The sequence below is a fragment of the Variovorax sp. VaC1 genome (assembly GCF_043658315.1).
Taxonomy (GTDB): Bacteria; Pseudomonadota; Gammaproteobacteria; order Burkholderiales; family Burkholderiaceae_C; genus Variovorax.
In genome coordinates, this window is record NZ_JBIGLT010000004.1 from 42,182 (window position 1) to 68,012 (window position 25,831).

At 67.4% G+C, this 25,831-nt stretch carries 22 protein-coding genes; 4 read left to right on the forward strand and 18 right to left on the reverse strand.

The genetic code is table 11. The annotated features are described in order from the left end of the window. Nucleotides 1–165: 165 nt before the first annotated feature. Nucleotides 166–1,098, reverse strand: coding sequence for a LysR family transcriptional regulator (locus tag ACGLHS_RS17095; RefSeq protein WP_176801212.1), 933 nt, complete (start codon nucleotides 1,096–1,098; stop codon nucleotides 166–168). 93 nt (nucleotides 1,099–1,191) lie between these two features. Here ACGLHS_RS17095 and ACGLHS_RS17100 point away from each other — a divergent pair, with 93 nt between their 5' ends. Both ACGLHS_RS17100 and ACGLHS_RS17105 read left to right on the forward strand, forming a co-directional pair. Then, nucleotides 1,192–2,166 (forward strand): tripartite tricarboxylate transporter substrate binding protein, encoded by a 975-nt coding sequence (locus ACGLHS_RS17100; RefSeq protein WP_093245432.1) that lies wholly within the window; start codon nucleotides 1,192–1,194, stop codon nucleotides 2,164–2,166. A gap of 41 nt (nucleotides 2,167–2,207) precedes the next feature. Then, the gene (locus ACGLHS_RS17105) at nucleotides 2,208–3,278 is read left to right on the forward strand and encodes a 4-hydroxythreonine-4-phosphate dehydrogenase PdxA (RefSeq protein ID WP_394481565.1); all 1,071 of its coding nucleotides are present in this window, start codon (nucleotides 2,208–2,210) and stop codon (nucleotides 3,276–3,278) included. Here the strand turns inward: ACGLHS_RS17105 and pgi are convergent. Together pgi and tal are read right to left on the reverse strand one after the other, a co-directional pair. Further along, nucleotides 3,262–4,821, reverse strand: coding sequence for a glucose-6-phosphate isomerase (pgi, locus tag ACGLHS_RS17110; RefSeq protein WP_394481567.1), 1,560 nt, complete (start codon nucleotides 4,819–4,821; stop codon nucleotides 3,262–3,264). The genes ACGLHS_RS17105 and pgi overlap by 17 nt on opposite strands. A gap of 2 nt (nucleotides 4,822–4,823) precedes the next feature. Further along, a complete protein-coding gene (tal, locus tag ACGLHS_RS17115) occupies nucleotides 4,824–5,780 on the reverse strand; it encodes a transaldolase (protein ID WP_093245424.1) in 957 nt (318 codons plus the stop codon). 235 nt (nucleotides 5,781–6,015) lie between these two features. Here tal and ACGLHS_RS17120 point away from each other — a divergent pair, with 235 nt between their 5' ends. Further along, nucleotides 6,016–6,723, forward strand: coding sequence for a lipocalin family protein (locus tag ACGLHS_RS17120; protein WP_394481570.1), 708 nt, complete (start codon nucleotides 6,016–6,018; stop codon nucleotides 6,721–6,723). Here the strand turns inward: ACGLHS_RS17120 and ACGLHS_RS17125 are convergent. Genes ACGLHS_RS17125 through ACGLHS_RS17145 form a run of 5 tightly spaced genes read right to left on the reverse strand, consistent with a single transcriptional unit; the run spans nucleotide 6,669 to nucleotide 12,219 of the window. Further along, entirely contained in the window at nucleotides 6,669–7,331 is a 663-nt protein-coding gene (locus ACGLHS_RS17125) for an HAD family hydrolase (protein ID WP_394481572.1), read from the reverse strand. The two genes, ACGLHS_RS17120 and ACGLHS_RS17125, sit on opposite strands and share 55 nt — an antisense overlap. A 12-nt stretch (nucleotides 7,332–7,343) precedes the next feature. After that, nucleotides 7,344–8,387: an ABC transporter ATP-binding protein gene (locus ACGLHS_RS17130; protein ID WP_394481574.1), complete on the reverse strand. Its 1,044-nt coding sequence runs from the start codon at nucleotides 8,385–8,387 to the stop codon at nucleotides 7,344–7,346. Then, nucleotides 8,384–8,935 carry a hypothetical protein gene (locus tag ACGLHS_RS17135; protein ID WP_394481576.1) on the reverse strand — a complete coding sequence of 184 codons (552 nt, stop codon included), beginning with the start codon at nucleotides 8,933–8,935 and terminating at the stop codon, nucleotides 8,384–8,386. Before ACGLHS_RS17135 ends, ACGLHS_RS17130 begins: the two co-directional genes overlap by 4 nt. An 8-nt stretch (nucleotides 8,936–8,943) precedes the next feature. Next, nucleotides 8,944–11,205, reverse strand: a complete 2,262-nt coding sequence (locus ACGLHS_RS17140; RefSeq protein ID WP_394481578.1) for an ABC transporter permease — start codon at nucleotides 11,203–11,205, stop codon at nucleotides 8,944–8,946. Then, nucleotides 11,206–12,219 (reverse strand): ABC transporter substrate-binding protein, encoded by a 1,014-nt coding sequence (locus tag ACGLHS_RS17145; protein WP_093245411.1) that lies wholly within the window; start codon nucleotides 12,217–12,219, stop codon nucleotides 11,206–11,208. 144 nt (nucleotides 12,220–12,363) lie between these two features. On the opposite strand from ACGLHS_RS17145, the gene zwf reads away from it, so the two are divergent. Next, entirely contained in the window at nucleotides 12,364–13,836 is a 1,473-nt protein-coding gene (gene zwf / locus ACGLHS_RS17150) for a glucose-6-phosphate dehydrogenase (RefSeq protein WP_394481581.1), read from the forward strand. Between the two features lie 26 nt (nucleotides 13,837–13,862). Here the strand turns inward: zwf and ygiD are convergent, their stop codons facing one another. The 10 genes from ygiD to ACGLHS_RS17200 all read right to left on the reverse strand — a co-directional run bounded on the left by ygiD (nucleotide 13,863) and on the right by ACGLHS_RS17200 (nucleotide 25,668). Next, nucleotides 13,863–14,765 carry a 4,5-DOPA dioxygenase extradiol gene (gene ygiD / locus ACGLHS_RS17155; RefSeq protein WP_394481583.1) on the reverse strand — a complete coding sequence of 301 codons (903 nt, stop codon included), beginning with the start codon at nucleotides 14,763–14,765 and terminating at the stop codon, nucleotides 13,863–13,865. A gap of 100 nt (nucleotides 14,766–14,865) precedes the next feature. After that, nucleotides 14,866–16,371, reverse strand: coding sequence for a monocarboxylate uptake permease MctP (gene mctP / locus ACGLHS_RS17160; protein ID WP_394481585.1), 1,506 nt, complete (start codon nucleotides 16,369–16,371; stop codon nucleotides 14,866–14,868). Beyond that, nucleotides 16,371–16,550 (reverse strand): DUF3311 domain-containing protein, encoded by a 180-nt coding sequence (locus ACGLHS_RS17165; RefSeq protein WP_093245403.1) that lies wholly within the window; start codon nucleotides 16,548–16,550, stop codon nucleotides 16,371–16,373. The genes mctP and ACGLHS_RS17165 overlap by 1 nt, the downstream gene beginning before the upstream one ends. An 88-nt stretch (nucleotides 16,551–16,638) precedes the next feature. After that, the gene (locus ACGLHS_RS17170; protein WP_394481588.1) at nucleotides 16,639–18,618 is read right to left on the reverse strand and encodes a glycosyltransferase; all 1,980 of its coding nucleotides are present in this window, start codon (nucleotides 18,616–18,618) and stop codon (nucleotides 16,639–16,641) included. Next, nucleotides 18,615–19,646, reverse strand: a complete 1,032-nt coding sequence (locus ACGLHS_RS17175; protein WP_394481590.1) for an ABC transporter ATP-binding protein — start codon at nucleotides 19,644–19,646, stop codon at nucleotides 18,615–18,617. Before ACGLHS_RS17175 ends, ACGLHS_RS17170 begins: the two co-directional genes overlap by 4 nt. After that, the gene (locus ACGLHS_RS17180) at nucleotides 19,643–20,713 is read right to left on the reverse strand and encodes an ABC transporter ATP-binding protein (RefSeq protein ID WP_394481592.1); all 1,071 of its coding nucleotides are present in this window, start codon (nucleotides 20,711–20,713) and stop codon (nucleotides 19,643–19,645) included. The genes ACGLHS_RS17175 and ACGLHS_RS17180 overlap by 4 nt, the downstream gene beginning before the upstream one ends. Nucleotides 20,714–20,735: 22 nt before the next feature. Further along, the gene (locus ACGLHS_RS17185) at nucleotides 20,736–21,647 is read right to left on the reverse strand and encodes an ABC transporter permease (RefSeq protein ID WP_394481594.1); all 912 of its coding nucleotides are present in this window, start codon (nucleotides 21,645–21,647) and stop codon (nucleotides 20,736–20,738) included. Between the two features lie 161 nt (nucleotides 21,648–21,808). Next, nucleotides 21,809–23,389 carry an ABC transporter substrate-binding protein gene (locus ACGLHS_RS17190; protein ID WP_093245390.1) on the reverse strand — a complete coding sequence of 527 codons (1,581 nt, stop codon included), beginning with the start codon at nucleotides 23,387–23,389 and terminating at the stop codon, nucleotides 21,809–21,811. A 31-nt stretch (nucleotides 23,390–23,420) separates the two neighbouring features. Further along, complete coding sequence (locus tag ACGLHS_RS17195) at nucleotides 23,421–24,686, reverse strand: M20 aminoacylase family protein (protein ID WP_394481597.1); 1,266 nt, start codon at nucleotides 24,684–24,686, stop codon at nucleotides 23,421–23,423. A gap of 1 nt (nucleotide 24,687) precedes the next feature. Then, the gene (locus tag ACGLHS_RS17200) at nucleotides 24,688–25,668 is read right to left on the reverse strand and encodes an ABC transporter permease (protein ID WP_093245385.1); all 981 of its coding nucleotides are present in this window, start codon (nucleotides 25,666–25,668) and stop codon (nucleotides 24,688–24,690) included. Nucleotides 25,669–25,831 lie beyond the last annotated feature (163 nt).

A 25,831-nucleotide genomic window follows, 5' to 3' on the forward strand; every position in this document is an offset into this window, starting at 1 on the left:
AGCGACGCCCTGGGGTGCCTGTCGGGTCGCCGTGGCCGGATTCTGGAGAAACGCGCTTGCGGGTTTGGTACTTCGATCGTCGGCAGTGGTACTTTCATGCACCAGTTGACTGGGAGATTCCCTAATCGATGCAATACAGCATGGATGAGTGGCGGTCCAAAGGCCTCAGGCAGCGCCCAGCAGCTGGCGGCGGAACTGCGCGGCCGCCGGCGACAGCGCCCGGTCTTCGCGGGTGACGAGGCAGATCGGTGGCACCCGCACCGGCAGCTCCACGGGCACGGTGCGCAGCACGCCCAGCCGCGTGTAGTGGCCGGCCTGCGAGGCCGGCATCACGGCCGCCATGTCGGAGTTTTCGAGCAGGGCCGTGGTGGCGATGGGCGATGCCGTTTCGATGATGTCCAGCCGCTCCCGGATGCCGGCTTCGCGCATCGCCGCCTCGAAGCGCCCGCGCTGCGGCGAGCCGGGCGGCTGCAGCACCCACGACCAGTTCGCCATGTCGGCCAGCGTGACGACGGTGGCGCGCTCGAACACCGGATGGGCCGCGCGCACCACGACCACCTGCGACTCGCCCAGCAGCGGCACGCTGGCGTATTTCGCCTCGTCGTGGCTGTCGGTGAGCCGGCCCAGCACGAGGTCGACATCGCCCCGCTCCAACAGCGACTGGATCACGTCGCTGGTTTCGACCACCACCGACACCGCCACCTGCGGATGGCGCCGGTGGTACTCGACCAACGCCGGCGCCAGCAGTTCGGGCACCGCGCCCGGCACGCTGCCCACGCGCAGCGCGCCGCTCAAGCCCGAGCGCAGCGCGAGCATTTCCTCGCGGGCCGAGCCGAAGTCGCTGAGCACGCGGCGGGCATAGCGGATGAGGATCTCGCCGTAGGGCGTGGGCTCCATGCCGCGCGCCAGGCGCTCGAACAGCTTTTCGCCGAGCGAATCTTCCAATTGCTGCAGCAGCTTGGTGGCCGCGGGCTGGCTGATGTTCATGGCTTCCGCCGCGCGACCGAGGTGCCGGTGGGTGTCGAGCCGGGCCAGCAGGAGCAGCTGGCGCGGCCGGACATGAAGCATCAGCGAGGCATCGGCCAGACCGTTTGTCATGCACAAAAGTATATGGAGCTTCGGCCTTTTTCGATTGGATCGGACGAACGAAGCTCCGTAGGCTCGGGCCCACAACAAGCAGGAGACAAACCGATGAAGCTTTCTTCCCTCGCCCGCGGGGCGGGACTGGCGCTGGCGATGCTCGCCGCGTCGCTGGCCGGCGCGGAGCCGGTCTACCCCGACAAGCCGATGCGCATCATGGTCGGCGCCCCGCCCGGCGGCGGCACCGACATCCTGGCGCGCGTGCTGGCCGACAAGTTCTCGCCGGTGCTCAAGCAGCCCGTGACGGTGGAGAACCGGCCCGGCGCTTCCAACACCATCGCCGGCGAGCTCACGGCCCGCGCACCGGCCGACGGCGCCACCCTGCTGCTGGCCACCAACACGGCGCAGGCGGTGGCGCCGCACATCCTCAAGCTCAAGTACGACCCGCTCAAGGACCTGCAGCCCATCGGCCTCGTGGCCGTCATGCCCAACGTGCTGGTGGTGTCGGCCAACTCGCCCTACAAGTCGGTCAAGGACCTGGTGGCGGCCATGGCCGCCAAGCCCGGCGGCTTCAAGTACGCGTCGTCGGGCATCGGCAGCACGCAGCACGTGGGCGGCGAGGCCTTCAACCTGGCCACGGGCATGAAGTCGATCCACGTGCCCTACAAGGGCAGTTCGCAGGCCCACATCGACATCATCTCGGGCGAAGTCGACATGATGTTCGACAGCACCTCCTCGGCCATGGGCCAGATCCGGGCCGGCAAGTTCCGCGCGCTGGCCGTGAGCGCGCCGCAGCGCTCGCCCGAGCTGCCCGACGTGCCGACGCTGGCCGAGCAGGGCATCAAGGGCGCCGACGTGTCCACCTGGTATGGCCTGTACGTGACGGCCGGCACGCCGCGCCCCGTGGTCGAACGCCTGAGCGCCGAACTCGTCCGCACGCTGAAGCTGCCCGATGTGCAGACGCGCATCAAGGCCCTGGGCGGCGAGCCCGGCGCGCTCACCGGCGAACCCTTTGCCGCCATGAACAAACAGGAGTTCGACCACTACGGCCAGCTCGTGCGCGACGCCAACATCAAGGCCGAATGAGGCCGCCCCCTTCTTCCTTTTTTCAACCGCATCCGACCGACATGTCCACCCCTTCAAGCCCCTCCGGCGTGATCTCCGCCAAACCCCGCATCGTCGTGCTGCTCGGCGACCCCAGCGGCATCGGCCCCGAAATGGCCGTGAAGCTGCTGGCGCGCCAGCGCAACCTCGACGCCGCGCGCGTGCTGCTGATTGCCGACCCGGCCGTGCTGGCGGCGGGCGAGCGCGTGGCGGGCGCCAGGCTCGACGTGCTGCCTGTCGAGCATCTCGATGCCCTGCGATTCGAAGACGGCCGCCCCACCCTGCTCGCACGCGACTGGACGCAGGGGCAGGAGCCGGTGCTTGGCGAGTCGAACGTGCAGTCCGGCCGCGCGTCTTTCGAGGCACTGGAACTGGCGACGGCCACCGTGCGGCGCGGGCAGGCCGAGGCGATCCTCTTCGCGCCGCTCAACAAGCATTCATTGCGCCTGGGCGGCCTCACGCACGAGGACGAGCTGCGCTACATGCAGGAGCGCTTTGCCGTCACCGACTTCGTCTGCGAGTTCAACCTCACGGGCTCGCTGTGGACTTCGCGCGTGACCTCGCACATTCCGCTGAAGGATGTGGCGAGCCACATCACCATTGAGGGCGTGCGCGACGCGGTGAAGATCATCGCCTCGGCCCTGCGCCGCGCGGGGGTGGCGCAGCCGCGCATCGCGGTGACGGGGCTCAACCCGCACGCGGGCGACGGCGGCTCCATCGGCATGGAAGAAATAGAGATCATCGCGCCGGCCATCGAGCAGCTGCGCGCCGAAGGCTTCGATGCGCGCGGCCCGTTCTCGCCCGACACGGTGTTCATCGGCGCGCGGCGCGGCGACGTGGATGCGGTGGTGTCGATGTACCACGACCAGGGCCAGATCGCGATGAAGCTCATGGGCTTCGAGCAGGGTGTCACGCTGCATGGCGGCCTGCCGGTGCCGGTGGCCACTTCGGCCAGCGGCAGTGCCTTCGACATCGCCGGAAAGGGCGTGGCGCAGATCGAAGGGCTCCAGCAGGCCTTCGACCTGTGCGTGCGCATGGCCAGCGGCGCGCCCGTGCGGGCACCCGCCGAAGCGGCGGCTACTGCTGCGGGCTGAGGCGCTTCAGCAGGCCCGCCGTCGAGGCATCGAGCCCCGTGATGTCGCCCGATGCGAGGCGCGGCTCGATGTCGCGCGCCAGCACCTTGCCCAGCTCCACGCCCCATTGGTCGAAGCTGTTGATGCCCCACAGCGCGCCGCTGGTGAACACGCGGTGCTCGTACAGCGCCAGGAAAGCGCCGAGCGTTTCAGGCGTCAGTTTCTCGAACACGAAGAAGGTGCTCGGCCGGTTGCCCGGAAAGTTCTTGTGCCCACCCGCATCGAGCTTGCCCACCATCAGCGCCTGCGCCTGCGCAAGCGCATTGGCCAGCAGCTTGGGGTGATGGCCTTCGAGGTCGTGCGCCGCGTCGCGCACCGCCACGAATTCGAGCGGGATCACGTCGGTGCCCTGGTGCAGCATCTGGAAGTAGGCGTGCTGGCCGTTGGTGCCGGGCTCGCCCCAGAGCACCGGCGACGTACCGAAGGCCACGGGCTTGCCGCTCGCATCGACCTGCTTGCCGTTGCTTTCCATCTCCAGTTGCTGCAGGTAGGCCGGCACGCGCTTGAGCGCGCTGTGGTACGGCGCGATGCTGCGGCTGGTGAACTTGTGGAAGTTGCGATACCAGACGTCGAGCAGGCCGAGCCGCACCGGCAGGTTCCGCGCCAGCGGTGCGGTACGGAAGTGCTCGTCCATCGCATGCGCGCCCGCGAGCAGCCGGCGGAAACCGTCCGCGCCGATGGCCAGCGCAATCGGCAGGCCGATGGCCGACCACAGCGAATAGCGGCCGCCCACCCAGTCCCAGAAGCCGAAGGTGGTGTCGATGCCGAACTTCTTCGCAGCCTCGACGTTGGTGGTGAGCGCAGCGAAGTGGCCCGCGATGTCGGTGCCGCCCGATTGCTCGTACCAGCGCTTGGCCGAGAGCGCGTTGGTCATCGTCTCGGCGGTGGTGAAGGTCTTCGAGGCAATGAGGAAGAGCGTGTGCTCGGGGGCCAGCCCCTGCAGCACGCCCGCCAGCTCGTGGCCGTCGACGTTCGAGACGAAGTGAAAGCGCTTGCCCGGCGCCGCGAACTCGGCGAGTGCCAGCACCGCCATCTGCGGCCCGAGGTCGGAGCCGCCGATGCCGATGTTGACCACGTCGGTGATCGTGTGGTCGGCGCGCACCTTCTCGGCATAGGCCAGCATGGCGTCGAGCGTGGCGTGCACTTCGCGCAGCTCGTTCACCGTCTTCGGACCGGTCGGCGCATCGGCCGGCGCGCGCAGCAGCGTGTGCAGCACGGCGCGGTCTTCGGTGTTGTTGATGTGCTCGCCCGCGAACATGGCGTCGCGATGCGCTTCGAGGCCGCATTCGCGCGCCAGCGTCAGCAGCAGCTCTTCGATGCGCGTGTCGATCAGGTTCTTCGACAGGTCGGCGAACACGTACGGCGCCTCCTGGCTGAAGCGGTCGTAGCGCCCTGCGTCGTCGACAAAGGCATGGCGCACATCGAACTGGCGGCCTGCCGTCTCGAAGTAGGCCTGCAGTTGCGCCCAGGCCGGCGCACGGTCGCAGCGAAGCGTCATGGCCATGTTTACTTGCCGCTTTCCAGCATGAGCTTCTCGAGCTTCACCGCATCGGCCGCGAAGGCGCGGATGCCTTCTGCGAGCTTCTCGGTGGCCATCGCGTCTTCGTTGAGCGCGAAGCGGAAGCCGGCTTCGTCGTAGCTCACCTTCTTTGCGTCGCCGCTGGCAGCGGCCTTGGCGTCGAGCGCGTGCTCGAGCGGCGCGTTGCTCGCGGCCAGCTCGGCCAGCAGCTCGGGGCTGATGGTCAGCAGGTCGCAACCGGCCAGTGCCTGGATCTGCCCGACGTTGCGAAAGCTCGCGCCCATCACTTCGGTCTTGATGCCCTGCTGCTTGTAGTAGTTGAAGATCTCGCGCACCGACTTCACGCCGGGGTCGTTGGCGCCGGCGTTGGCGGCTTCGTCCCACTTGGCGCCGGCCGACTTCTTGTACCAGTCGTAGATGCGGCCCACGAAGGGCGAGATGAGCTGCACGCCCGCCGCGCCGCAGGCCACGGCCTGTGCGAACGAGAACAGCAGCGTGAGGTTGGTGCGGATGCCCTTTTGCTGCAGTGCCCGTGCGGCCTCGATGCCTTCCCAGGTGGAGGCAACCTTGATGAGCAGGCGCTTTTCGGTGTCGATGCCTTCGGCCTTGTAGAGCGCCACGATGCGCTCGCCGCGCGCCACGGTGGCGGCGGTATCGAACGACAGGCGGGCATCGACTTCGGTCGACACGCGGCCCGGAATGATCGAGAGGATTTCGGTGCCGAAGCGCACCAGCAGGCGGTCGATGACCTCGTCGAGCGGCTTGCCGGCGTGCTTCTTCACGGTCTCGTCGAGCAGCGGCCGGTATTCGGGCTTCTGCACGGCCTTGAGGATCAGCGACGGATTGGTGGTCGCGTCTTGCGGCTTGGAGGCGCTGAGTTGCTTGAAGTCACCGGTGTCGGCAACCACGGTGGTCCACTGGCGGAGGGCATCGAGTTGGTTCATGAAATCATTATCCTGTGCGGGTTGTGACAAGTCCTGCACGCAGTTGCGCGTCGGCCGATGTTTTCATGCGCACCGTAGCACGGGTTTTCACGCGACGGCATCGGCCTGCTGCCCGTGTGGTTGTCCGGCCGCCCTGCCCTACAAGGGCTGTGGTCCGCGGCTGACGAGGCGCGGCAAGCGCTGCGGGCTAGCCTGCACCTTACGGCGAATTTCTTACCGCCCAGGAGTGCCCCCAATGTCCCTTCGCCAACGCCCCGTTGCGTCTGCCACGACCACCACGCCCGCCATGCCCGCCACGCCCGCCGCCATCACGCCTTTCGACGACCGCCGCACCAGCGCCGCGATCGGCGCCATGGCCACTGCTTTCGTCGTGGGAGGTGTCGCGACCTGGCTGGCACTGGGCGCCGCGCGCAATGCCCGCGCCCAGGTGGCCGGGCCGGCCGATGGCGCACCGCTGATGCGCGCACCTCTGCAGGTGGTGGCGCCGGTCGATCTGCAGCGCTATGCGGGCATCTGGCACGAGCAGGCCCGCCTGCCGAACCGCTTCCAGAAACAGTGCGGCGGCCCCGTGACCGCCGAATACACGCCCCGGCCCGATGGCACCGTGCAGGTGCTCAACCGCTGCGTGCGGGCCGATGGCAATTTCGACGAAGCGACCGGCACCGCCCGCGTGGTGCCCGTGGCGGGCCAGCCCGGCGCGGGAAGGCTCCAAGTGCGCTTTGCCCCGGCGTGGCTCGGCTGGTTGCCGATGGTCTGGGGCGACTACTGGATCCTGAAGCTCGACCGCGAATACCAGGTGTCGCTGGTGGGCACGCCTGACCGCGAGTACCTCTGGGTGCTGTCGCGCGCGCCGCGCCTGGACGACGCGGTGCTGCTGGCCGAACTCGACTACGCCCGCAGCCTGGGGTTCGACACCGACAAGGTCGTGCTGACTGGCAGGTAGCGCTGCAGCTGCGACGGCAGCATGGCCGGCGCGGTGCAGTGGATGGCGTGCCAGCCGAAGGCGCGCGCCGCCTCGACGTTGGCGGCCGAATCGTCGATGAACACGGTCTGCGCCGGATCGAGCGCATGGCGCATCGCCAGCACCTCGTAGATTTCACGATCCGGTTTGATGAACTTCACATCGCCCGAGAACACGCCGCCGTCGAAGCGCCGCATGAACGCGTGCCGGCGCTCGATGGCCCGGGCATAGGGCGAAGGCATGTTCGAGAGGTAGTACAGCCGCAGCGGCTGACCGGCCTCGCGGTGGGCGATCAGCTCTTCGAGCATCGCCACCGTCACGCCGATGGGCTCCAGCCGCTCGCCCAGCCCGTCGAGCATGGCGTGAAGCGGCTCCGCCGGCAGCGCCAGCCGGGCCGACATGCGCGCGATGGCATCACCCAGCGTGCGGGTGCCGCAGTCGAAGCTGGTCCAGTCGTCGTGATGGAAAAGCGCCCGCCCCATGGCTGCTGCTGCGACCTCGGTGGGCGCATGCGGGGCGAGATGGGCCTGTACCAGCCGTGTGGGCTCCCATGCGAACAGCACGGCGCCAAGATCGAAAACCACGTTCATGGCGCCATTGTTTCATGCGCCGGGCACCACGCTCACGCCATGGGCTCCGAGCGACAGCGTGGTCTGCGCGCCCGCGGCCAGCGGCTGCGACAAGTCGGCCGACACCACGAAGACCGGCCCCAGCGTGGTGTCGAAGCCATATTCGTAGAAGCTGCCGAGGTAGGCCGCCTTGCGCAAGGTGGCCGGCAGGCCCCCTGCCGCGCCGATCAGCCAGGCCTCGGGCCGCACCGCGACTTTCACCGTGCCGGGTGCGACCGCGTGGCGCGGCTGCAGTCGCAGCGGGCCCAGCGCCACGCTGCCATCCGCCTCGGCGACGGCGGGGAACACCATGGCCTCGCCCATGAAGCCGGCGACGAACTCGCTCTCGGGCCGGCCGTAGAGCTGCTCGGGCGTGCCGCGCTGGGCGATCACGCCGTGGTCCATCACGATGATCTGGTCGCTCACGGCGAGTGCTTCGCTCTGGTCGTGCGTGACGTAGGCGACCGTGAGCTTCAGCCGCTGCTGCAGCGCGCGGATCTCCTCGCGCATCTCGCGCCGCAGGCGGGCGTCGAGGTTGGACAGTGGTTCGTCGAACAACAGCACCGCCGGTTCGAGCACCAGCGCGCGCGCCAGCGCCACGCGCTGCTGCTGGCCGCCCGACAGCTCGCTGGGCAGGCGCTCGTCGAAGCCGACCAGGCCCACGCCCTTGAGCGCATCCCGCGCACGCGAAGTGGCCTCGTCCTTCTTCACGCCGCTCATGCGCAGGCCATAGCCCACGTTCTCGATCACGTTCATGTGCGGGAACAGCGCGTAGCTCTGGAACATCATGCTGACGTTGCGCTCGGCCGGCCCCAGCGTGGTGACGTCGCGCCCGCCCATGAAGATCGAGCCCGAGGTCGGCGACTCGAGCCCCGCGATCATGCGCAGCGTGGTCGTCTTGCCGCAGCCCGAAGGGCCGAGGATGGTGGTGAGCGTGCCCACGGGCACCTCGAAGCTGATGCCCTTGACGGCCATCGGCCCGTTCTTGTCGGTGCCGTAGCGCTTGGTGACGTTGCGGAATTCGATGCCGTTGCTCATGAAGCGCGCCTCTTGTCGGCCAGAAATTTGATGTCCCGCTCGTAGCTTGCATCGGCATCGACACGGGTGATTTCGTCCATTGGCAACCACAAATGGCCACCCTGCCGTGTCTGCATGGTTCCGAACTCATTCAAGACCAGGGACTGGTCGTCGATCTCGGCCAGCTCACCAATGAACGTGACGGAAGACCGGGAGCCCTCGGTCATGACATTCACGTAGCCGAATGCCTGCTGGACCGATTCGAGAACGGAACGGGTCGACTCCAGGTCGAGTACCGGCGCCATGGCCTTGGATCCTTTGGCATCGATCAGTTCCTGAATCGAAACCCGTTCGTTGCCGCCCCATCGAATGCGGGTGATGTTGAGTCGGTGAACCACACTGATTCCGTTCGGCAACCCGTCGTCTCCGAAAAGGCTCAGATAGACGAAGGTCTCGTTGAACCCGGAAACAACGCCGGTCAGCGACTCCTGATCGAGATGCTCCCGGTACAGGTCGACAAGCGCCTGTGTGGCCTGAAGCTTGCGCAAGATTTCTGTATGAACACTCATTTTTTTCCTTAGTGCGCGGCGACGGCGTTCACGACCGACGCCCCAGCCTTGCGCCGCCCCAGCTTGCGCTCCCCGACCACGAACTGCACCAGCGCGATCGCCAGCGACATCAGGATCATGAGCACCGTGCAATAGGCCAATGCAATGCCGTAGTCGCCATTGCCGACGCGGCCGATGATGTAGGTGGTGGCCAGTTCGTTCTCGGCGGTGACCAAGAAGATCACCGCGCTCACCGTCGTCATGGCGCGCACGAAGCTGTAGACCAGCGCGGCCACCAGCGCCGGCTTGAGCAGTGGCAGCACCACCTTGAACAGCGTCTGCGAAGTCGATGCACGCAGCATCAGCGAGGCTTCGTCGAGCGAGCGGTCGAGTTGCTTGAAGGCGGCCGTGCCGGCGCGCACGCCCACCGGCAAATTGCGGAACATGAAGCACAGCACGATGATGAGCCCGGTGCCCGTGAGCTCGAACGGCGGCACGTTGAAGGCCAGGATGTAGCTCACGCCGAGCACCGTGCCCGGAATGGCGAAGGCCAGCAGCGCGCCGAACTCGAAGGCGCCCTGCCCCCTGAACTCGTTGCGCGCCAGCAGCCACGCGATCAGCAGGCCCAGCGCCGCGGTGATCGGCGCCGAGATGCCCGCGAGCTTGAGCGTGGTGATCAGCGAGTTCCAGGCCGTGCCGGCCCACACCAGCCCGAACTGCCCCCATTCGAGCGCGAACGCACTCTTGAAGTGGTTCAGCGTGAAGGTGTAGTCGCGCCCCCAGGTCTGCACGAAGCCGCCCGCGAAGGCGAACAGGTAGACCACCACGGTGAACGCGATCCACGGCAGCGCGATGCAGTAGATGGTGCGGCGCACGCCGTCGGGCAGCGCCATCGCGATGCCGGCGTCGCCCTTGCCGCTGACGGTGGTGTAGTTCTGCTTGCCCAGCAGCCCGCGCTGCAGCGCGAACACGCCGAGCGCGAAGATCGTGAGCACCCAGGCCAGCGACGCGGCGCGCCCCTGGTCGTACTGCGCGCCGACGATGGCAAAGAAGATATCGGTCGACAGCACCGAGAACTGGCCGCCCACCACCACCGGGTTGCCGAAGTCGGCAATGCTCTCGATGAAGCCCACCAGGAAGGCGTTGGCCAGCCCCGGCTTGAGCAGCGGCAACGTGATCGTGAAGAAGGTGCGGCGGCGGTCGGCACGCAGCATCTGCGCAGCTTCTTCGAGGCTGGGCGCGATGCCCTGCACCACGCCGCGCATGATCATGAAGGCGATGGGCGTGAAGGCGAAGAGCTGCGCCACCAGCACGCCCGGCATGCCGTAGAACCAGCGCGTGGGCTCGATGCCGAACACGTTCTCCAGCACCTGGTTGACGATGCCGGCACGGCCGAACAGCAGGATCAGGCCCAGGCCGACCACGAAGGGCGGCGTGATGATCGGCAACAGCGCCAGCACCCGCAACGCACTCTGCCCGCGCTTGCTGCCGCGTTCGGCCATGAGCGCCATCAGCGTGCCGAGGAAGGTGGTGCCGGCCGCCGTGAGCAGCGCCAGCACCAGCGTGTTCCAGGCCACGCCGCAGCGCACGCCGCCCGAGAGGCAGCCCACGCCCCAGATGCGCTCGGTGAACACGCGCGCGATGAAGGCGCTGATCGACCACTGGCCGTCTTCATTGAAGAAGGCACCGGCCAGCGCCTTGCTCACCGGGTAGGCGATGAAGAGCGCCATCAGCACGCCGCAGCCAACGACCGAGGCCGCCACGAACAGGTCGCCCTTGAACAGGCCGAGCCGCGCGATGCCGAAGGCCGCCAGCAGCACGAGCGCGGTGAGCGCCACGAAGCCGCCCGCGCCGATGCCGAACTGGTTGGTGGCCAGTTCGCCGAACTGCGTGTTGAGCGCCGCGAAGCTCCAGCCCCGTGCGCCGATAGTGAAGCCCGCGACCGCGAGGCCGACGGCGCCGACCGCGCCGCCCGCCAGCAGCCAGCGCCCCTGCGCCCGGCCCGCCGGCAGCCACGCGCCGACGGCGCACATCAGCAGGCCCGCCAGCCCGATGAAGAGCCAGCCACGGCCCTGCGTGGCCGCCTGCATCAGGCCATTGGCGCCCTCCGCCTGCCCGAAGACCTGCGGAACGGCTTCGTACCAGGTCGCGTCCTGGATCGCATACCAAGGCAGCAGCAGGTACGCCGCAAAGCCCAGCGCGACCCACGCCCAGATCCAGCGCTGCGAGCGCCGAGCCGCAGCCAGGGACGCCGGATTGATGGGCGCCCCTTCGATGGAACGCGCTTCCACTTAGCGCGGCAGCGAGTTGACGTCTTTTTCCCAGCGCGCGATCAGGCGGCGGCGCTCGGCGCTGGCGCCGTACTTCGCGTAGTCGTAGTTGATGAACTTGATCTTCTTGAAGTCGGGAATGCGCGGGTCGAGCTTGGCGTTCACGTTGCTCGGCAGCTGGAACTGCTTGTTGGCGGCGCCCAGTTCCTGCGCGGCCGGGGTCAGCGCCCATTCGTAGAACTTCTTGGCGGCGTCGAGGTTGCGCGCACCCTTGATGATGCTCATGGAGCCGATCTCGGCGCCGGTGCCGTCGGCGGGCGTGATGGTCTCGACCGGAAAGCCCTGCATCTTCTCGCCCGGGCCGTCGTGCACGAAGCTGATGGACACGGCGGTTTCACCGCGTGCCACCGCCTTGATCGGGCCGGTGCCCGAGCGGGTGTACTGGCCCACGTTCTTGTGCAGCGCCTTGAGGTAGTCGAAGGCCTTGTCCTCGCCCATCATCTGCACCAGCGTGGCGATCATGGTGTAGGCCGTGCCGCTCGATGCGGGGTTGGCCACCTGGATGTCGCCCTTGTACTCGGGCTTGAGCAGGTCGGCCCAGGTCTTGGGCACGGGCAGCTTCTTCTTGGCGAGCAGCTCGGGGTTGTAGCCGAAGCCCAACGGGCCCGAGTAGATGCCGACCGTCTTGTAGCCCGACTGCTTGGCCTGCTGCTGCGCCCAGGGGTGCAGTTGCGACAGCGTGGGCGACTTGTATTCGAGCGTGAGGCCCTGCTCGGCCGCCTGCAGGTGCGGGTCGCCGGTGCCGCCGAACCAGACGTCGGTCTTGGGGTTGTCCTTCTCCGCGATGAGCTGGGCCAGCGCCTCGCCCGAACCCTTGAGCGCCATGTTGATGCGCACGCCGGTCGTGCGGGCATAGACGGTCGAGATCACGTTGCACCACTCGGCCTGCACCGAGCAGATCACGTTGACGGTCTGGGCCGACGCGGCGGCCGACAGGCCCAACAACGCGGCTGCGGTAAAAATCTTGTTCTTCATATCGGGTATCTCCGCCTCAGCAATAAAAAAAGGCCTTGCGGCCACGGGCGAGCGTAGCTTTAGTACAGGTTTCCCGAATCGGTACAAGTACCATCGCGACTGGCACATTGCCTGCTCGGCACTCAGACAAAGGAAAGTCTTCTCATGAGCTTCGATCTCGTTCTGTTCGGCGGTACTGGCGATCTCGCGTGGCGCAAGCTCATGCCCGCGCTGTTCCAGGCGTTCCGGCATGGCAGCCTGCCGCAAGACGGCCGCATCGTCGGCGTGGCGCGGGACGACCTGTCGGACGACCAGTACCGCGAGCTGATCCAGTCGCGCTTCAGCGCGGTCGAAGGCGCCAAGCGGCCCTCGCCGGAAGAGTTCAAGAAGTTCGCGTCCATGCTGCACTACCTGCGCATGGACCTGTCGAAGCCCGACGACTACACACGGCTGGCCGACCTGCTCAAGCAGCGCGATGCCAAGACGGTCGTGATGTACGTGGCCACGGCGCCGGCGCTGTTCACGCAGGTGGTCGAGCAGATCGCCGCGGCGGGCCTGAACGGCCCCAAGACCCGCATCGTGCTCGAGAAGCCGCTGGGCCACGACCTGGCATCGAACCGCGCGATCAACGCCGCGGTCGGCAAGGTGCTCGAAGAAAAGCAGGTCTTTCGCATCGACCACTACCTGGGCAAGCCCTCGGTGCAGAACCTGTTTGCGATGCGCTTCGGCAATGCGCTGTTCGAGCCCATCTGGCGCCGCGAGCACATCGCCAACATCCAGATCACCATCGCCGAAGACCTGGGCGTGGAAAAGCGCGGTGCCTTCTACGACCAGACCGGCGCATTGCGCGACATGGTGCAGAACCATGCGCTGCAGCTGCTGTGCGCAATCGGCATGGAGCCGCCCATCAACTCGCATGCCGATGCGATCCGCGACGAAAAGCTCAAGGTGCTTCGCGCGCTCAAGCCCTGGACGCCCGAGACGCTCGGACTGCACACCGTGCGTGGCCAGTACACGGCGGGCACGGCCTACGGCGAACGGGTGCCGGGCTACCGCGACGAGCCGGGCGTGAACCCCGACAGCCGCACCGAGACCTTCGTGGCCCTGCGCACCGAGATCGCCAACTGGCGCTGGGCCGGCGTGCCCTTCTACATCCGCACCGGCAAACGGCTGGCCTCGCGCGACGCGCGCATCGAGGTCAACTTCAGGCCGACGCCGCACGCGATCTACCGTGCGCCCGCCGGCAACGTGAACAAGCTGGTCATCAACCTGCAACCCAAGGACGGCCTGGAGCTGCACATGCTCGCGCAGGCCCAGGACAACCGCCAGCGCACCAACGGCAACCAGAGCGCGGCCGCGCAACTGGCGCCGGTGCAGCTCGACCTGGACTTCGACAAGCGCTTCGGCGCCGAACGCGTGGGCGCCTACGAGCGCCTGCTGCTGGACGTGATCGACGGCCGCCTCAACCTGTTCGTGCGCAGCGACGAGCAGGAAGAAGCATGGCGCTGGGTCGAGCCGCTGATCGACAGCTGGGAATCGGATGGCGGCCCGCGCCCTTATGCGGCGGGTACGTGGGGTCCCAGCGCATCGAGCGCGATGATCGCCCGCGACGGTTTCGCCTGGGGCGAAGAGCAGTAACAGGCCGCAGCGGCCGTGCGCTTCGTTCAGCCGAACTGGATGCAGCGCATGCTGAGCGTGCCCGACTGGAACCCCTCGTAGGTCGTCTTCGCGCGCTCGCCCGCCCCGGCCGCGCCGAGGGCGTAGAGGAAGGGAAAGTAGTGGTCCGGCGTGGCCACGGCGGTTGACGCGCCTTCCAGCTTTTCATAGCCGATCAGGGCGCGGTCATCACGGCCTGCCAGCGCGGCCTTCACGGCATCGTCGAAGGATTGCGCCCACGGGCGGCTGGCCTTCGGCCCATCGACGGTGCCGCGATCGGTCGCCCGCAGGTTGTGCACCACGTTGCCGCTGCCCATCACGAGCACGCCCTGGTCGCGCAGCGCCGCCAGATCGCGGCCCACGGCGTAGTGGAAGGCGGCCGGCTTGTCGTAGTCGATGCTGAGCTGGAACACGGGCACATCGGCCTTCGGATAGAGGTGCTTGAGCACCGACCACGTGCCGTGGTCCAGGCCCCATTGGTCGGTGCCGATCACCGGTGCCTGCTTGACCGCGCCGATGGCTTCGCGCGCAAGCGCGGGATGGCCGGGCGCCGGGTACTCGATGTCGAAGAGCGCCTGCGGGAAGCCGCCGAAATCGTGGATCGTCTTCGGCCGCTCCTGCACGCCGACGCCGGTGGCACCCCGGCTCAACCAGTGCGCCGACACGCTGAGGATGGCCGATGGCCGGGGAAGCTCTTTGCCCCACGCCGACAGGCGCCGCGTGAACGCGTTGTCGGTGATCGCATTCATGGGCGTGCCATGGCCGATGAAGATCACCGGCATCCGCCGCGAAGGCGCACCGGCCGCCTGCACGCTGCAGGTCAGGGAAGCCAGCACCGCGGTCGCGCCCAGGGCCGTGCCCATCAGGAAGCCGCGGCGGCCCAGTTCGGAGGTTGCGAAAGTCGTCGTCATTGGCATGACGGCACTCTGCAACAGTTTTCGGCGCAAGGCGGTGCCTTTGCGCACACTTTCCAGCAACGAACCGGCAGGCGAGCAAGCAGGTCGGCTTGGCTTACTTCCTCGCGAGCACAGGCGCTTCGCGCAACGGACTGCCCTTGACCACCAACTGCACCACCACCGCCACGACGATGTTGAGCACCAGCGCCGCCAGCCCGGTGTAGAGCGTGTAGCTGCCGTCGCCGATCACGAAGGTGTGGACCGGCTTGATGCCGTCCGAGAAAGCCAGCCAGCTGCCACCGACCAGCCCCACGGCCCATCCGGTGAGCAGCGCGGGCGCGCGGAACCAGCCAAAGAACAGGCCGAACACCACCGAGGGGAAGGTCTGCAGGATCCACAGGCCGCCCAGCAATTGCAGGTCGAGCGCGAACTGCGTGGGCAGGAACAGGATGAACACCAGCGCCCCCAGCTTGACCACCAGCGACACGATCTTCGCGACCTTGGCCTCGCCCGCCGGCGTGACGTCGGGCCGCACGTAGGCCTTCCAGAAGTTGCGGGTGAACAGGTTGGCCGCGCCGATCGACATCACCGCCGCCGGCACCAGCGCGCCGATAGCAATGGCCGCGAACGCGAAGCCCGCGAACCACGAGGGAAACAGCGCATTGAAGAGCGCCGGCACCACGTCGTTGTTGCTCTTCACCGAGAGATGGGCCGCGTACGCCATGTAGCCCAGCAGCGCGATCAGCCCCAGCAGCACCGTGTAGGCCGGCAGGAAGACGGCGTTCTTGCGGATGGTGTTGGCGCTCTTGGCCGCGAAGATGCCGGTCAGCGTGTGCGGGTACATGAAGGCCGCCAGCGCCGAGCCCAGCGCCAGGCTCGCGTACGGCAGGTACTGCGCGGGCTTGAGCGTGAGCCCGGTCGCGCCGCCCTTGGCCGTGAAGGCATCGCCGGCCACCTGGAACACGTGGCCGTAGCCGCCGAGCTTCATGGGCACCAGCACCACCGCCACCAGCACCACGATGTAGATCATCAGGTCCTTGACGAAGGCGATGAGCGCTGGCGCGCGCAGCCCGGCCGAGTAGGTGTAGAGCGCAAGAATCACGAAGGCGGCCGCCAGCGGCAGCTCGCCCGTGAGGCCCAGCGCCTTGATGACGACCTCCATGCCCACGAGTTGCAGCGCGATGTAGGGCATGGTCGCGACCACGCCGGTGACCGCAATGGCCAGCTCCAGCGCGCGCGAGCCGTAGCGGCCGTAGACCACGTCGGCCGCCGTCACGTGGCCGGCGCGGTGCGCGGCATGCCAGAGCCTGGGCATGATGATGAAGACGATCGGATACACAAGGATGGTGTACGGCAGCGCGAAGAAGCCGTAGGCGCCCACGGCGTAGACCAGCGCGGGCACGGCGATCACGGTGTAGGCGGTGTAGAAATCACCGCCCACCAGGAACCAGGTGATCCAGGTGCCGAAGTTGCGGCCGCCCAGGCCCCATTCGTCGAGATGGGCGCCCTTGCCCTTGGCGCCGCCGCTTTGCCAGCGCGAGGCCCAGAAGCCCATCACGGTGACCAGGAGGAAGAAGAAGACGAAGACCGCCAGCGCGGTCCAGTTGATCTGGCCGGCCATCATTCGTCTCCCTCGTCATAGTTGCTGCGGTAGACGACCCAGATCAGCAGGGCCGTCACAGGCACCCACAGCAGCTGGTACCAATAGAAGAAGGGAAAGCCGAACAGTGCCGGCAACTCGCTGTTGTAGAACGGCGGCCACAACAACCCCACGAAGGGCAACAAGAGCAGGGCCCACATGTGCTGTTCTCCTTGGTGTGATTTTTACGAAAGCACCCAAGGCTTATAGATCAAAAGCCGAACACGCGGCGGCGACCGGGTCGTTGGACTAGGGAGTGCGGCCCCCGCTGAAGGCATACATGCGCTCACCCAGAGGCGCCAGGAAGTCGCGCAGCAAGGGCTCGCGCATCAACGCCTGGACGTAGCCGGGCGCAAGACGACCGCCTTGTGCATACACGGCCAGGACGCGAAGGCACTCGCCGCGCAGCACGGTAGCGGCATGGGCATCGTCCTGCTGTCGGCAGGCGTGCGCGATCTCTCGCAGGAGCGCCGTGGCATCGGACGCATCGGGCGCCCATTGCAATCCATAGAGCCGCGCCAGGCGCTGGGCATCGGCCGATGGCAGACCGGGGAAAACCAGTGGGAGCAGACGTTCGCGAAGATGGGCCAGTGCGGTCACTTCCCTGGGCATCGGGGCAGCCGTCGCACGGCTGCCCGTGCAATGGCTCAACCCCACGTTCAGGTTTGCGAGCAAGGCATGGCCCTTGACCAGCTCCAGCAGCAGGCCGAGCCAGGCGAACTCGCCCAGGGTGGCATCGAAGCCGAGGCCGCTCTGCCGGACCCGCGGCAGCGCGAGCATCAGGCTGCCCATCAGCAGCGGCTGTTCGCGCGGCATGTGGGCCAGCAGCCCGGCGAGGATCTGCGGGTGCGTCTCGGGCAGGCGACGGATGGCGGGCTTGCCGTCATCGCCTGGGCCGGCAACGGTGTACCAAGACCCGACAGCGCCGACGGTCGGCAAGAGCCGCAGGAACGCGGCTTGCACTTGCAGCCGGGTCGCGTCGCTGCGCACGGAAGCCGGCCACAGGGCCAGCCCGTCGCCGTGTGCCTGCGACAGCCCCCACTGGGCCGCTGCCGCCCATCCCATCGGAACCGACGCCTGCAGCAGCAGGAGCCTGGAAAGACGCGGGTCGGCCTTCATCCGCTCGCGAATCACGGCCACGGTGCCATCGGTCGATGCGTCGTCCACCACGATGATCCGGTGCGGGGCGAGGGTTTGCGCCGCCATCGACGCCAATGCGTCGGCGATGTGCGCCTCGTCGTTCTTGGTGACCGTCAGCGTCGACACCTTGAAGTCGGTGTCGCTCGTGCCCAGCGCCTGCTGGCACGCCAGGCGTTGCCGGGCCGCCGCAAGATAGCGCTGCATCGCCGTGGCGAGCACCTCGTGCTGCGGCTGCAGCCCCAGCAGTGCCGCCGGCCCCGCCTTTTCGAGGGCACGACGGCGCGGCGCGTCGGCCACCAGGGCGCGCACGCGGTCCACGAGCTCGTCCCTCGAACAGCCTTCCACGGCATCGCGCACCGCAGGCGGCACTTCGGAATGGGGATAAAGCTCGGACACGACGGCCTTGCGATGCCGCAGCAGGATGGACAGGCGCGGCATCTCTGCCGTGGCCGCTTGCCCCGCCTTGCGCATGTTCAACCCGACCTTGGCGCGTGGCAGCAGGGCATCGCGTTGCGCCGGCGTCCAGGCCTGCCCGGTGGGGTAGACCACGCGCAGCCCGCAGGCGCTTAGCGCCTCCAGCACCTGCACGCGCTGGGTCGTGGTTTCGCCGAAGAAGATGACGTCGATGTCCTGCCCGGCGTCGTCGAGCACCTGCGACTCCGGTACGACGGGCGTGGCCCGCGGCTCGAAGGTCAGCGGCACGTAGTCGGACCTGAAGATGCCCAGGGCCTGGTGCTGCATCAGGTTCTCGAGGCTGTACTCCCACACGTGGGCGCGCTGCAACAGCCGTTGGTAGCCGGGCTGCTCCGCCAGCAGCTCGGGCAGGGCCGGCTCGAAGTTGACGACGATGGCATTGGGCGGCAGGTCGGCATCGGACGGCAGGCTGAGGCCCATCGCGAAGAAGAAGATGTTGATGTCGGCGTTGTCGATGCTCGGCGCCGCATCGACGCTGGTTGCGTAGCCGATCCGCTCGCACGCCAGCCTGAAGCTTTCCATCACCTCGGCGACGTTCTCGTTGCCGAGTGAACAGAATCGCAGATGCGGCCGGTACGGCAACCCCTCCGGCCAACCGGCCGGTTGCGCGCTCACAGCCGCCCTTCCTCCACCGCGTGGCAGGCCACCTGCACGCCCGCAATACCCAGCAGCTTGGGCCGCTCCGACGAACAGCGCGCATTGGCATGCGGGCAGCGCGGATGAAAGGCGCAGCCCGTGGGCGGGTTCAGCGGATTCGGCACCTCGCCCTGCACCGCCGTGCGCGCGCGCCCGGTGTGCTTCATCTGCGGAATCGCATCGAGCAGCATGCGCGTGTACGGATGCCGGGGCTCGGCAAAGAGCTTCTGCTTGTCGGCCACCTCGACGAGCCGGCCGAGGTACATCACACCGACCTGGTCGGCCACATGGCGCACCACGGCGAGGTTGTGCGAGATGAAGAGATAGGTCAGGCCCTGCTCGCGCTGCAGGTCCTTCATGATGTTGAGCACCTGCGCCTGCACGCTGACGTCGAGCGCCGAGGTGGGCTCGTCGCACACCAGGAACTCGGGCTGCGTGGCGAGCGCGCGCGCGATCGAGATGCGCTGGCGCTGGCCGCCCGAGAACTGGTGCGGGTACTTGCTCATGTCCAGCGGCGAAAGGCCGACCGACTTGAGCAGTTCGCCCACGCGCTCGCGCAGCGCGGCCTTGTCGCTGAGGATGTCGTGCTCGCGCAGCGGCTCGCCGATGATGTCTTCGACGATCCAGCGCGGGTTGAGGCTCGCATACGGGTCCTGGAAGATCATCTGGATGCGGCGGCGCAGCTTGCGGCCCTCGGGGGTCTTGAACGCGGCGTGCGCGTCCTGCCCGTCGAACTGCAGCCCGCCGCGCGTCGGCGCATAGAGGCCCACCAGCAGGCGCGCCACGGTGCTCTTGCCGCAGCCCGATTCGCCCACCAGCGCCAGCGTCTTGCCGCGCTCGATGGAAAAACTCACGCCGTCGACCGCATGCAATAGCACGCGCGGCTTGCGCTCCAGCACACGGTTGAGCCAGGGCGGCGAAACGTCGAAGGTGCGCGCCAGGTCGTGCGCCACCACGAGCGGCGCGCCGGTTGCGGCCTCTCTGCGGGGGTCGATCACGGCGCTCATCGGGTCACCTCGGCGAGCGGTTCGGCCGCTTCGGGCGTGGCGCGTTCGCCGGCCACCAGCGCGTCGTGGTGCCGGGCCGCGATCTCGGCCTGGCCCGCATGCGGATCGGCGGCATCGTGCAGCCAGCAGGCGGCGCGCGTGGCACCGGCGTGCATCAGTTCGGGCCGGTCGGTCAGGCAGCGCGCGAAGGTGCGCGGGCAACGCGGGTTGTACGCGCAGCCGGTCGGAATGGCATTGAGCCGCGGCATGGCGCCGTCGATCTGGTTGAGCCGCTCGCGGTCGCTCGTCATGTCGGGAATCGAGGCCATCAGGCCCGAGGTGTAGGGGTGCGCGGGCTGGTGGATCACTTCGTGCACGGGGCCGATCTCGGCGATGCGGCCGGCGTACATCACGGCCACGCGGTCGCAGGTCTCGGCGATCACGCCCATGTCGTGCGTGATGAGCATGACGGCCGCGCCGCGCTCCTTGCAGATGCGCTTGAGCAGCTGAATGATCTGCGCCTGGATCGACACGTCGAGCGCGGTGGTCGGCTCGTCGGCCACGATCAGCTTGGGCTCGGCCGCGAGCGCCAGCGCGATCACCACGCGCTGCCGCATGCCGCCCGAGAACTGGTGCGGGAAGTGGTCGATGCGCTGCTCGGCAGCGGGAATGCCGGTGTCCTGCAGCAGGCCGATGGCCCGGCGGCGGGCTTCGGCTTCGTTCACCGGCAAGTGGGTGCGGATGGTTTCGACCAGCTGCTGGCCCACGGTGTAGAGCGGGTTCAGCGAGGTCAGCGGGTCCTGGAAGATCGCGCCGATCTTGCGCCCGCGAATCGGGCGCATGGCATCGAAGCCGAGGTTGTCGATGCGCTGGCCCTCGAGCACGATCTGGCCGCCGGCCACGCGGCCCGGCGGTTCGAGCAGGCCGATGATGGCCGCACCGGTGAGCGACTTGCCCGCGCCCGATTCGCCCACCACCCCAAGGATTTCTCCCGGTGCGATGTCGAACGAGATCTGGTCGAGCGCGCGCAAGGTGCCGCGGCGGTGGGGAAATTCGACGACGAGGTCTTTGACCTGGAGCAGCGTCATGGTGGCGTTGTCCTTCTTGTCTTCAGCGCAGGCGCGGATTGAGCGCGTCGCGCAGCCAGTCGCCGAGCAGGTTCACGCTCAGGGCGATCAGCACCAGCATCAGGCCCGGGAACACCGTGATCCACCATTCGCCCGAAAACAGGTACTGGTTGCCGATGCTGATGAGCGTGCCCAGCGAGGGCGAGGTCGGCGGCACGCCAACACCGAGGAACGACAGCGTGGCCTCGGTGATGATCGCGGTCGCGACCTGGATCGTGGCCAGCACCATCACCGGCCCCATCACATTGGGCAGCACGTGGCGCAGCATGATGCGCAGCGGCGCGACACCGGTGACGCGCGCGGCCTGCACGTATTCCTTGTTGCGCTCCACCAGCGTGGAGCCGCGCACCGTGCGGGCGTACTGCACCCATCCGGTGAGCGAAATGGAAATGATCAGCACGCCGAAGGCCAGCGACTCGTGCGCGGCCGGGAACAGCGCGCGGCCGACGCCGGCAATGAGCAATGCGACGAGGATGGGCGGAAACGACAGCATCACGTCGCACACGCGCATGAGGAACGAATCGAGCCAGCCGCCGAGAAAGCCCGCCAGCAGGCCGAACACGACGCCGACGACGACCGACAGCACCACCGACACCAGGCCGACGATCAGCGAAATGCGTGCGCCATAAATGACGGCCGAGAGAATGTCGCGGCCCTGGTCGTCGGTGCCGAGCAGGTACTTGGAGGAGCCCTCGGCGCTCCACGCGGGCGGCAGCCGCGCGTCGCCCAGTTCGAGCGTGGCGAGGTCGAAGGGGTTGTGCGGCGACACCCAGCCGGCGAACACCGAGCAGAAGACACACACCAGCGCAATGAGCGCGGCGGCCATCGCGACCGGCGACGTGCGAAAGCTGTAGCCGACATCGCTGTCGAGCCAACGGGCAAGGGTTTTTTTCATCGCCGGGCCGCCCCAAGAAGGAAGGCGGCCCCCTCGGGGGGCAGCGGACCTTGCACAGCAAGGGAAGCGTGGGGGTTATTTTTCATCGTGAGGCAAAAAGGAATGGGCCCGCAAGAAGCGGGCCCATGGCCGGGCCGCTCAGGCGGCGGCCCACTGTCGAGTTACTTGATGCTCATCCACTTGAAGTACATGAAGTTGTCGGCCAGTTGCACCAGCTCGACCTTCTTGCTCACGCCCCATGCCAGCGACTGCTGGTGCAGCGGCAGGTGGCCCACGTCGTCCGCGTGGATCTTGAAGGCCTCCTTGATCATCTCGTTGCGCTTGGCCTTGTCGGACTCGGACTGGATCTTCTTGGTCAGCTCGTCGAGCTTGGGATTGCAGTACGCACCCAGGTTGAACTGGCCGGTGCCCTTGTCGTCGGGGCAGGAGGTGAGCGAACTCAGCGCGTTGTGCGAGTCATACGTGGTCGGCGTCCAGCCCAGCATGTAGAAGCTGGTGTCGCGACGCAGCACCTTCGGGAAGTAGGTGCCCTTGGTCTCGGCCACGAGGTTGATCTTCACGCCGATCTTCGCGAGGTTGGACGCGACGCTCTGGCAGATCTGGCCGTCGTTCACGTAGCGGTCGTTCGGGCAGTTGAGCGAGACCTCGAAGCCGTTCGGGTAGCCGGCTTCGGTCAGCAGCTTCTTGGCGGCTTCGACGTCGTACGGGAGGCGCTTGTCCTGCTCGGCGGTCCAGCCGTTGATGCCGGGGCCGACCAGCAGGCCGGTGGGACGCGAGGCGCCGCGCATGACGGTCTTCTGGATGCCGACGATGTCGATGGCCTGGTAGAAGGCCTGGCGAACGCGCTTGTCCTTGAACGGGTTCTTGCCCTTGATGTTCGAGTACTGCAGCTCATCGCGCTTCTGGTCCATGCCCAGGAAGATGGTGCGCATCTCTGGGCCGGTGATGACGCGGGCGTTGGGCGCGGCATTGATGCGGGCGATGTCCTGCACGGGCACCGGCTCCATCACGTCGACTTCGCCGGAGACCAGCGCGGCCACGCGGGTGGCGGGGTTGGCGATGGGCGTGAAGATGATCTCTTGCGCGTTGCCTTCGATCTTGCCCCAGTAGGTGCCGTTGCGCGTGAACACGGTGCGCACGTTGGGCTGGCGTTCGCGCACGCGGAACGGGCCGGTGCCGTTGGCCTTGAAGGAGGCGGTGTTCTCGATGCCCTTGCGTCGGTCGACGGGTTTGGTGGCCTGGTTTTCCTCGCACCACTTCTTGCTCATGATCATGGTGAGCGAAATGACGTCGGGCAGGATGGGGAACGGGCCGTTGGTCTCGATCTCGACGGCGAGGTCGCCGACCTTGCGCACGGCCTTGATGTCGCTCAGCGTGGCGCGCATGTCGGAGCCGTCGCCCTGGGCACGTGCGAAGCTGAAGACCACGTCGTCGGCGGTGAACGGCGTGCCGTCATGGAACACGACGCCCTTGCGCAGTTCGAAGCGCCAGACGTTCGGCGAGGTCTGCTTCCAGCTGGTGGCGAGCAGCGGCGCAAGGCTCAGGTCCTTGTTGCGACCCACGAGGGTTTCATAGACGTTGGCGGTCACGCTCAACTGCAGCGATTCGTTGAGCGAATGCGGGTCGAGCGACAGCGCGTCGCCCTGGTTCGCGATCCGGATGGTCTGCGCATTGGCGACCAGGCTGGCGGCGCCCAGTGCGCACAGGACAGCGACCGCAGCCGCTTTCTTCTTGAAACTCATGGGAACACTCCTCGGGTTGAAATCGGACACATCACGACGCCGCGGTGGCGGCGGCTTTCCCTGGCTGCGCGCCGCGGGTAGCGGCAAGCGGCATGCCCTGCTCGATCAGGCCCGCGTGCAACGCGGCGCCAAGCGGCAGGATCTCGTCGTTGAAGTCGTAGCGGCTGTTGTGCAGGAAGGCGCCTTCGCGCACGTCCTGGCCGATGCGCAGGTAGGCGCCCGCCTTTTTCTGCAGCATGAAGGAGAAGTCTTCGGCGCCCATGCTGGGCTCCATGCTGCGGTCGACGTTCTTTGCGCCGACCAGCGACTCGGCCACATCGGCGGCAAACATCGCCTCGGGGGCGGTGTTGATGGTGGCCGGGTAGATGCGCTCGTACTTGATGGTGGCGGTGGCGCCGAAGCCGGAGGCCACGGCGGTGCACAGCTCGGTCAGGCGCTGCTCGACCTGCGCCTGCACGCGCGCGCTGAAGGTGCGCACGGTGCCAACCAGCGTGGCTTCTCCGGGCACCACGCTCATGGCACCAAGGTCGCCCGCCTGCATCGCGCAGACGCTGATGACGGCGGCATCGATCGGGCGCACGTTGCGCGAGACGATGCTCTGCACCGCGGTGATGATGTGCGCCGCGACGATCACCGGGTCGACGGTGAGGTACGCATGCGCCCCGTGACCGCCCTTGCCCTTGATGCTGATGGTGATGCGGTCGGCCGCAGCCATCATCGCGCCGCGGTTGATGCCGACGGTGCCGGCCGGCATGGCGGGCCAGTTGTGCATCGCGTAGACGGACTGCACGGGGAAGCGGTCGAAGAGGCCGTCCTCGATCATCACGCGAGCGCCGGCAAAGCCTTCTTCGCCGGGCTGGAAGATCAGCACGGCGGTGCCATCGAAGTCACGGGTCTCGGCGAGGTAGCGGGCGGCGCCGACCAGCATGGCGGTGTGGCCGTCGTGGCCGCAGCCGTGCATGAGGCCGTCGCTGGCGGAGCGCCAACCGAAGTCGTTGTCCTCGCGCATGGGGAGCGCGTCCATGTCGGCGCGCAGGCCGATCATGCGGCCGCTGGCGGTCGACTTGCCGCGGATGACGCCGACCACGCCGGTCTTGCCGATGCCCTCGTGGATCTCGTCCACGCCGCAGGCACGCAGCGCCTCGCGCACGCGGCCCGAGGTGTAGACCTCTTCGAAGCCGAGCTCGGGATGGGCGTGCAGGTCGCGGCGAAAGGCCGTGATCTCGGGATAGAAGTTCGCGATGTGCGCAAACGCTCTGCCAGAGGCTTGCAGGCGCGGCGCGGTGGCTGTCGTCATTTCAATGCCCTCCTGCCTTGCCCACGCGCAGGCGCGGATCGACCACGAAGTACAGCAGGTCGACCACAAGATTGATCACCACAAAGATCAAGGCGATGAGGCACAGGTAGGCGGCCATCACCGGGATGTCGGCGAAGGTCACGGCCTGGATGAACAGCAGGCCCATGCCGGGCCACTGGAACACCGACTCGGTGATGATGGCAAAGGCGATCAGGCCACCGAGCTGCAGGCCGGTGATGGTCATCACGGGCACCAGCGTGTTCTTGAGCGCGTGGCCGAAGTGGATGGCCCGGTTCGAGAGGCCGCGTGCGCGCGCGAACTTGATGTAGTCAGTGCGCAGCACCTCGAGCATCTCGGCTCGCACCAATCGCATGATGAGCGTGAGCTGGAAGATCGCCAGCGTCACCGCCGGCAGCACGATGTGGTGCCAGCCGTCGGCGCTGAAGAGGCCGCTGGTCCACCAGCCGAACTTCACGGTATCGCCTCGGCCGAAGCTCGGGAACCAGCCCAGCGTCACGGCGAAGACGAGGATCAACAGGATACCGATCAGGAAAGTGGGCAGGGACACGCCGAGCAGCGACACAGTCATGAACACTTGGCTCATGAAAGTACCGCGGCGCAATGCGGTGTAGACGCCCATCGGAATGCCGATGAACAGTGCCAGCGCGGCGGCCACAAGTGCGAGCTCGAGCGTGGCCGGGAAGCGCTCGCCGATCAGGCGCGACACCTTCGCGCCCTGGCGCAGGCTCAGGCCGAACTCACCTTGCGCGGCATTGACGAGGAAGTGCCAGAACTGCACGAAGAAGGGCTTGTCGAGCCCCAAGGCGGAGCGCAGTTCACGGATCTGGTCGGGCTTGGCGTCTTGTCCCAACAGGAACACGACGGGGTCGCCGACATACTGGAACAAGAGGAAGGCGATGAACGCGACCGCGATCATCACGATCACGGCCTGGATCAGGCGGCGCAGTACAAAGGCAGTCATTCAGCAAACGAAGTGATCGGGCATGCTAGCAGTGCAAGGTGCGTGCCCGCACGGTGGTTCCCCGGGGGTGCGCTGCATGCTTTTCCGGGTTGCAGAACGAAAAAAGCCACTCGACTTTCGTCGAGTGGCTTTTGAGCTTTTCGATTCGAAGCTGGCTTACGCC

Coding starts and splice junctions, on each gene's coding strand:
- ACGLHS_RS17095 (WP_176801212.1), bottom strand. CDS start 1,098: ATGACAAACGGTCTGGCCGATGCCTCGCTGATGCTTCATGTCCGGCCG.
- ACGLHS_RS17135 (WP_394481576.1), bottom strand. CDS start 8,935: ATGAGTGTTCATACAGAAATCTTGCGCAAGCTTCAGGCCACACAGGCG.
- ACGLHS_RS17165 (WP_093245403.1), bottom strand. CDS start 16,550: ATGTGGGCCCTGCTCTTGTTGCCCTTCGTGGGGTTGTTGTGGCCGCCG.
- ACGLHS_RS17145 (WP_093245411.1), bottom strand. CDS start 12,219: ATGAAGAACAAGATTTTTACCGCAGCCGCGTTGTTGGGCCTGTCGGCC.
- zwf (WP_394481581.1), top strand. CDS start 12,364: ATGAGCTTCGATCTCGTTCTGTTCGGCGGTACTGGCGATCTCGCGTGG.
- pgi (WP_394481567.1), bottom strand. CDS start 4,821: ATGGCCATGACGCTTCGCTGCGACCGTGCGCCGGCCTGGGCGCAACTG.
- mctP (WP_394481585.1), bottom strand. CDS start 16,371: ATGGCCGGCCAGATCAACTGGACCGCGCTGGCGGTCTTCGTCTTCTTC.
- ACGLHS_RS17100 (WP_093245432.1), top strand. CDS start 1,192: ATGAAGCTTTCTTCCCTCGCCCGCGGGGCGGGACTGGCGCTGGCGATG.
- ACGLHS_RS17195 (WP_394481597.1), bottom strand. CDS start 24,686: ATGACGACAGCCACCGCGCCGCGCCTGCAAGCCTCTGGCAGAGCGTTT.
- ACGLHS_RS17180 (WP_394481592.1), bottom strand. CDS start 20,713: ATGACGCTGCTCCAGGTCAAAGACCTCGTCGTCGAATTTCCCCACCGC.
- tal (WP_093245424.1), bottom strand. CDS start 5,780: ATGAACCAACTCGATGCCCTCCGCCAGTGGACCACCGTGGTTGCCGAC.
- ACGLHS_RS17185 (WP_394481594.1), bottom strand. CDS start 21,647: ATGAAAAAAACCCTTGCCCGTTGGCTCGACAGCGATGTCGGCTACAGC.
- ACGLHS_RS17125 (WP_394481572.1), bottom strand. CDS start 7,331: ATGAACGTGGTTTTCGATCTTGGCGCCGTGCTGTTCGCATGGGAGCCC.
- ACGLHS_RS17130 (WP_394481574.1), bottom strand. CDS start 8,387: ATGAGCAACGGCATCGAATTCCGCAACGTCACCAAGCGCTACGGCACC.
- ACGLHS_RS17200 (WP_093245385.1), bottom strand. CDS start 25,668: ATGACTGCCTTTGTACTGCGCCGCCTGATCCAGGCCGTGATCGTGATG.
- ygiD (WP_394481583.1), bottom strand. CDS start 14,765: ATGACGACGACTTTCGCAACCTCCGAACTGGGCCGCCGCGGCTTCCTG.
- ACGLHS_RS17175 (WP_394481590.1), bottom strand. CDS start 19,646: ATGAGCGCCGTGATCGACCCCCGCAGAGAGGCCGCAACCGGCGCGCCG.
- ACGLHS_RS17120 (WP_394481570.1), top strand. CDS start 6,016: ATGTCCCTTCGCCAACGCCCCGTTGCGTCTGCCACGACCACCACGCCC.
- ACGLHS_RS17190 (WP_093245390.1), bottom strand. CDS start 23,389: ATGAGTTTCAAGAAGAAAGCGGCTGCGGTCGCTGTCCTGTGCGCACTG.
- ACGLHS_RS17105 (WP_394481565.1), top strand. CDS start 2,208: ATGTCCACCCCTTCAAGCCCCTCCGGCGTGATCTCCGCCAAACCCCGC.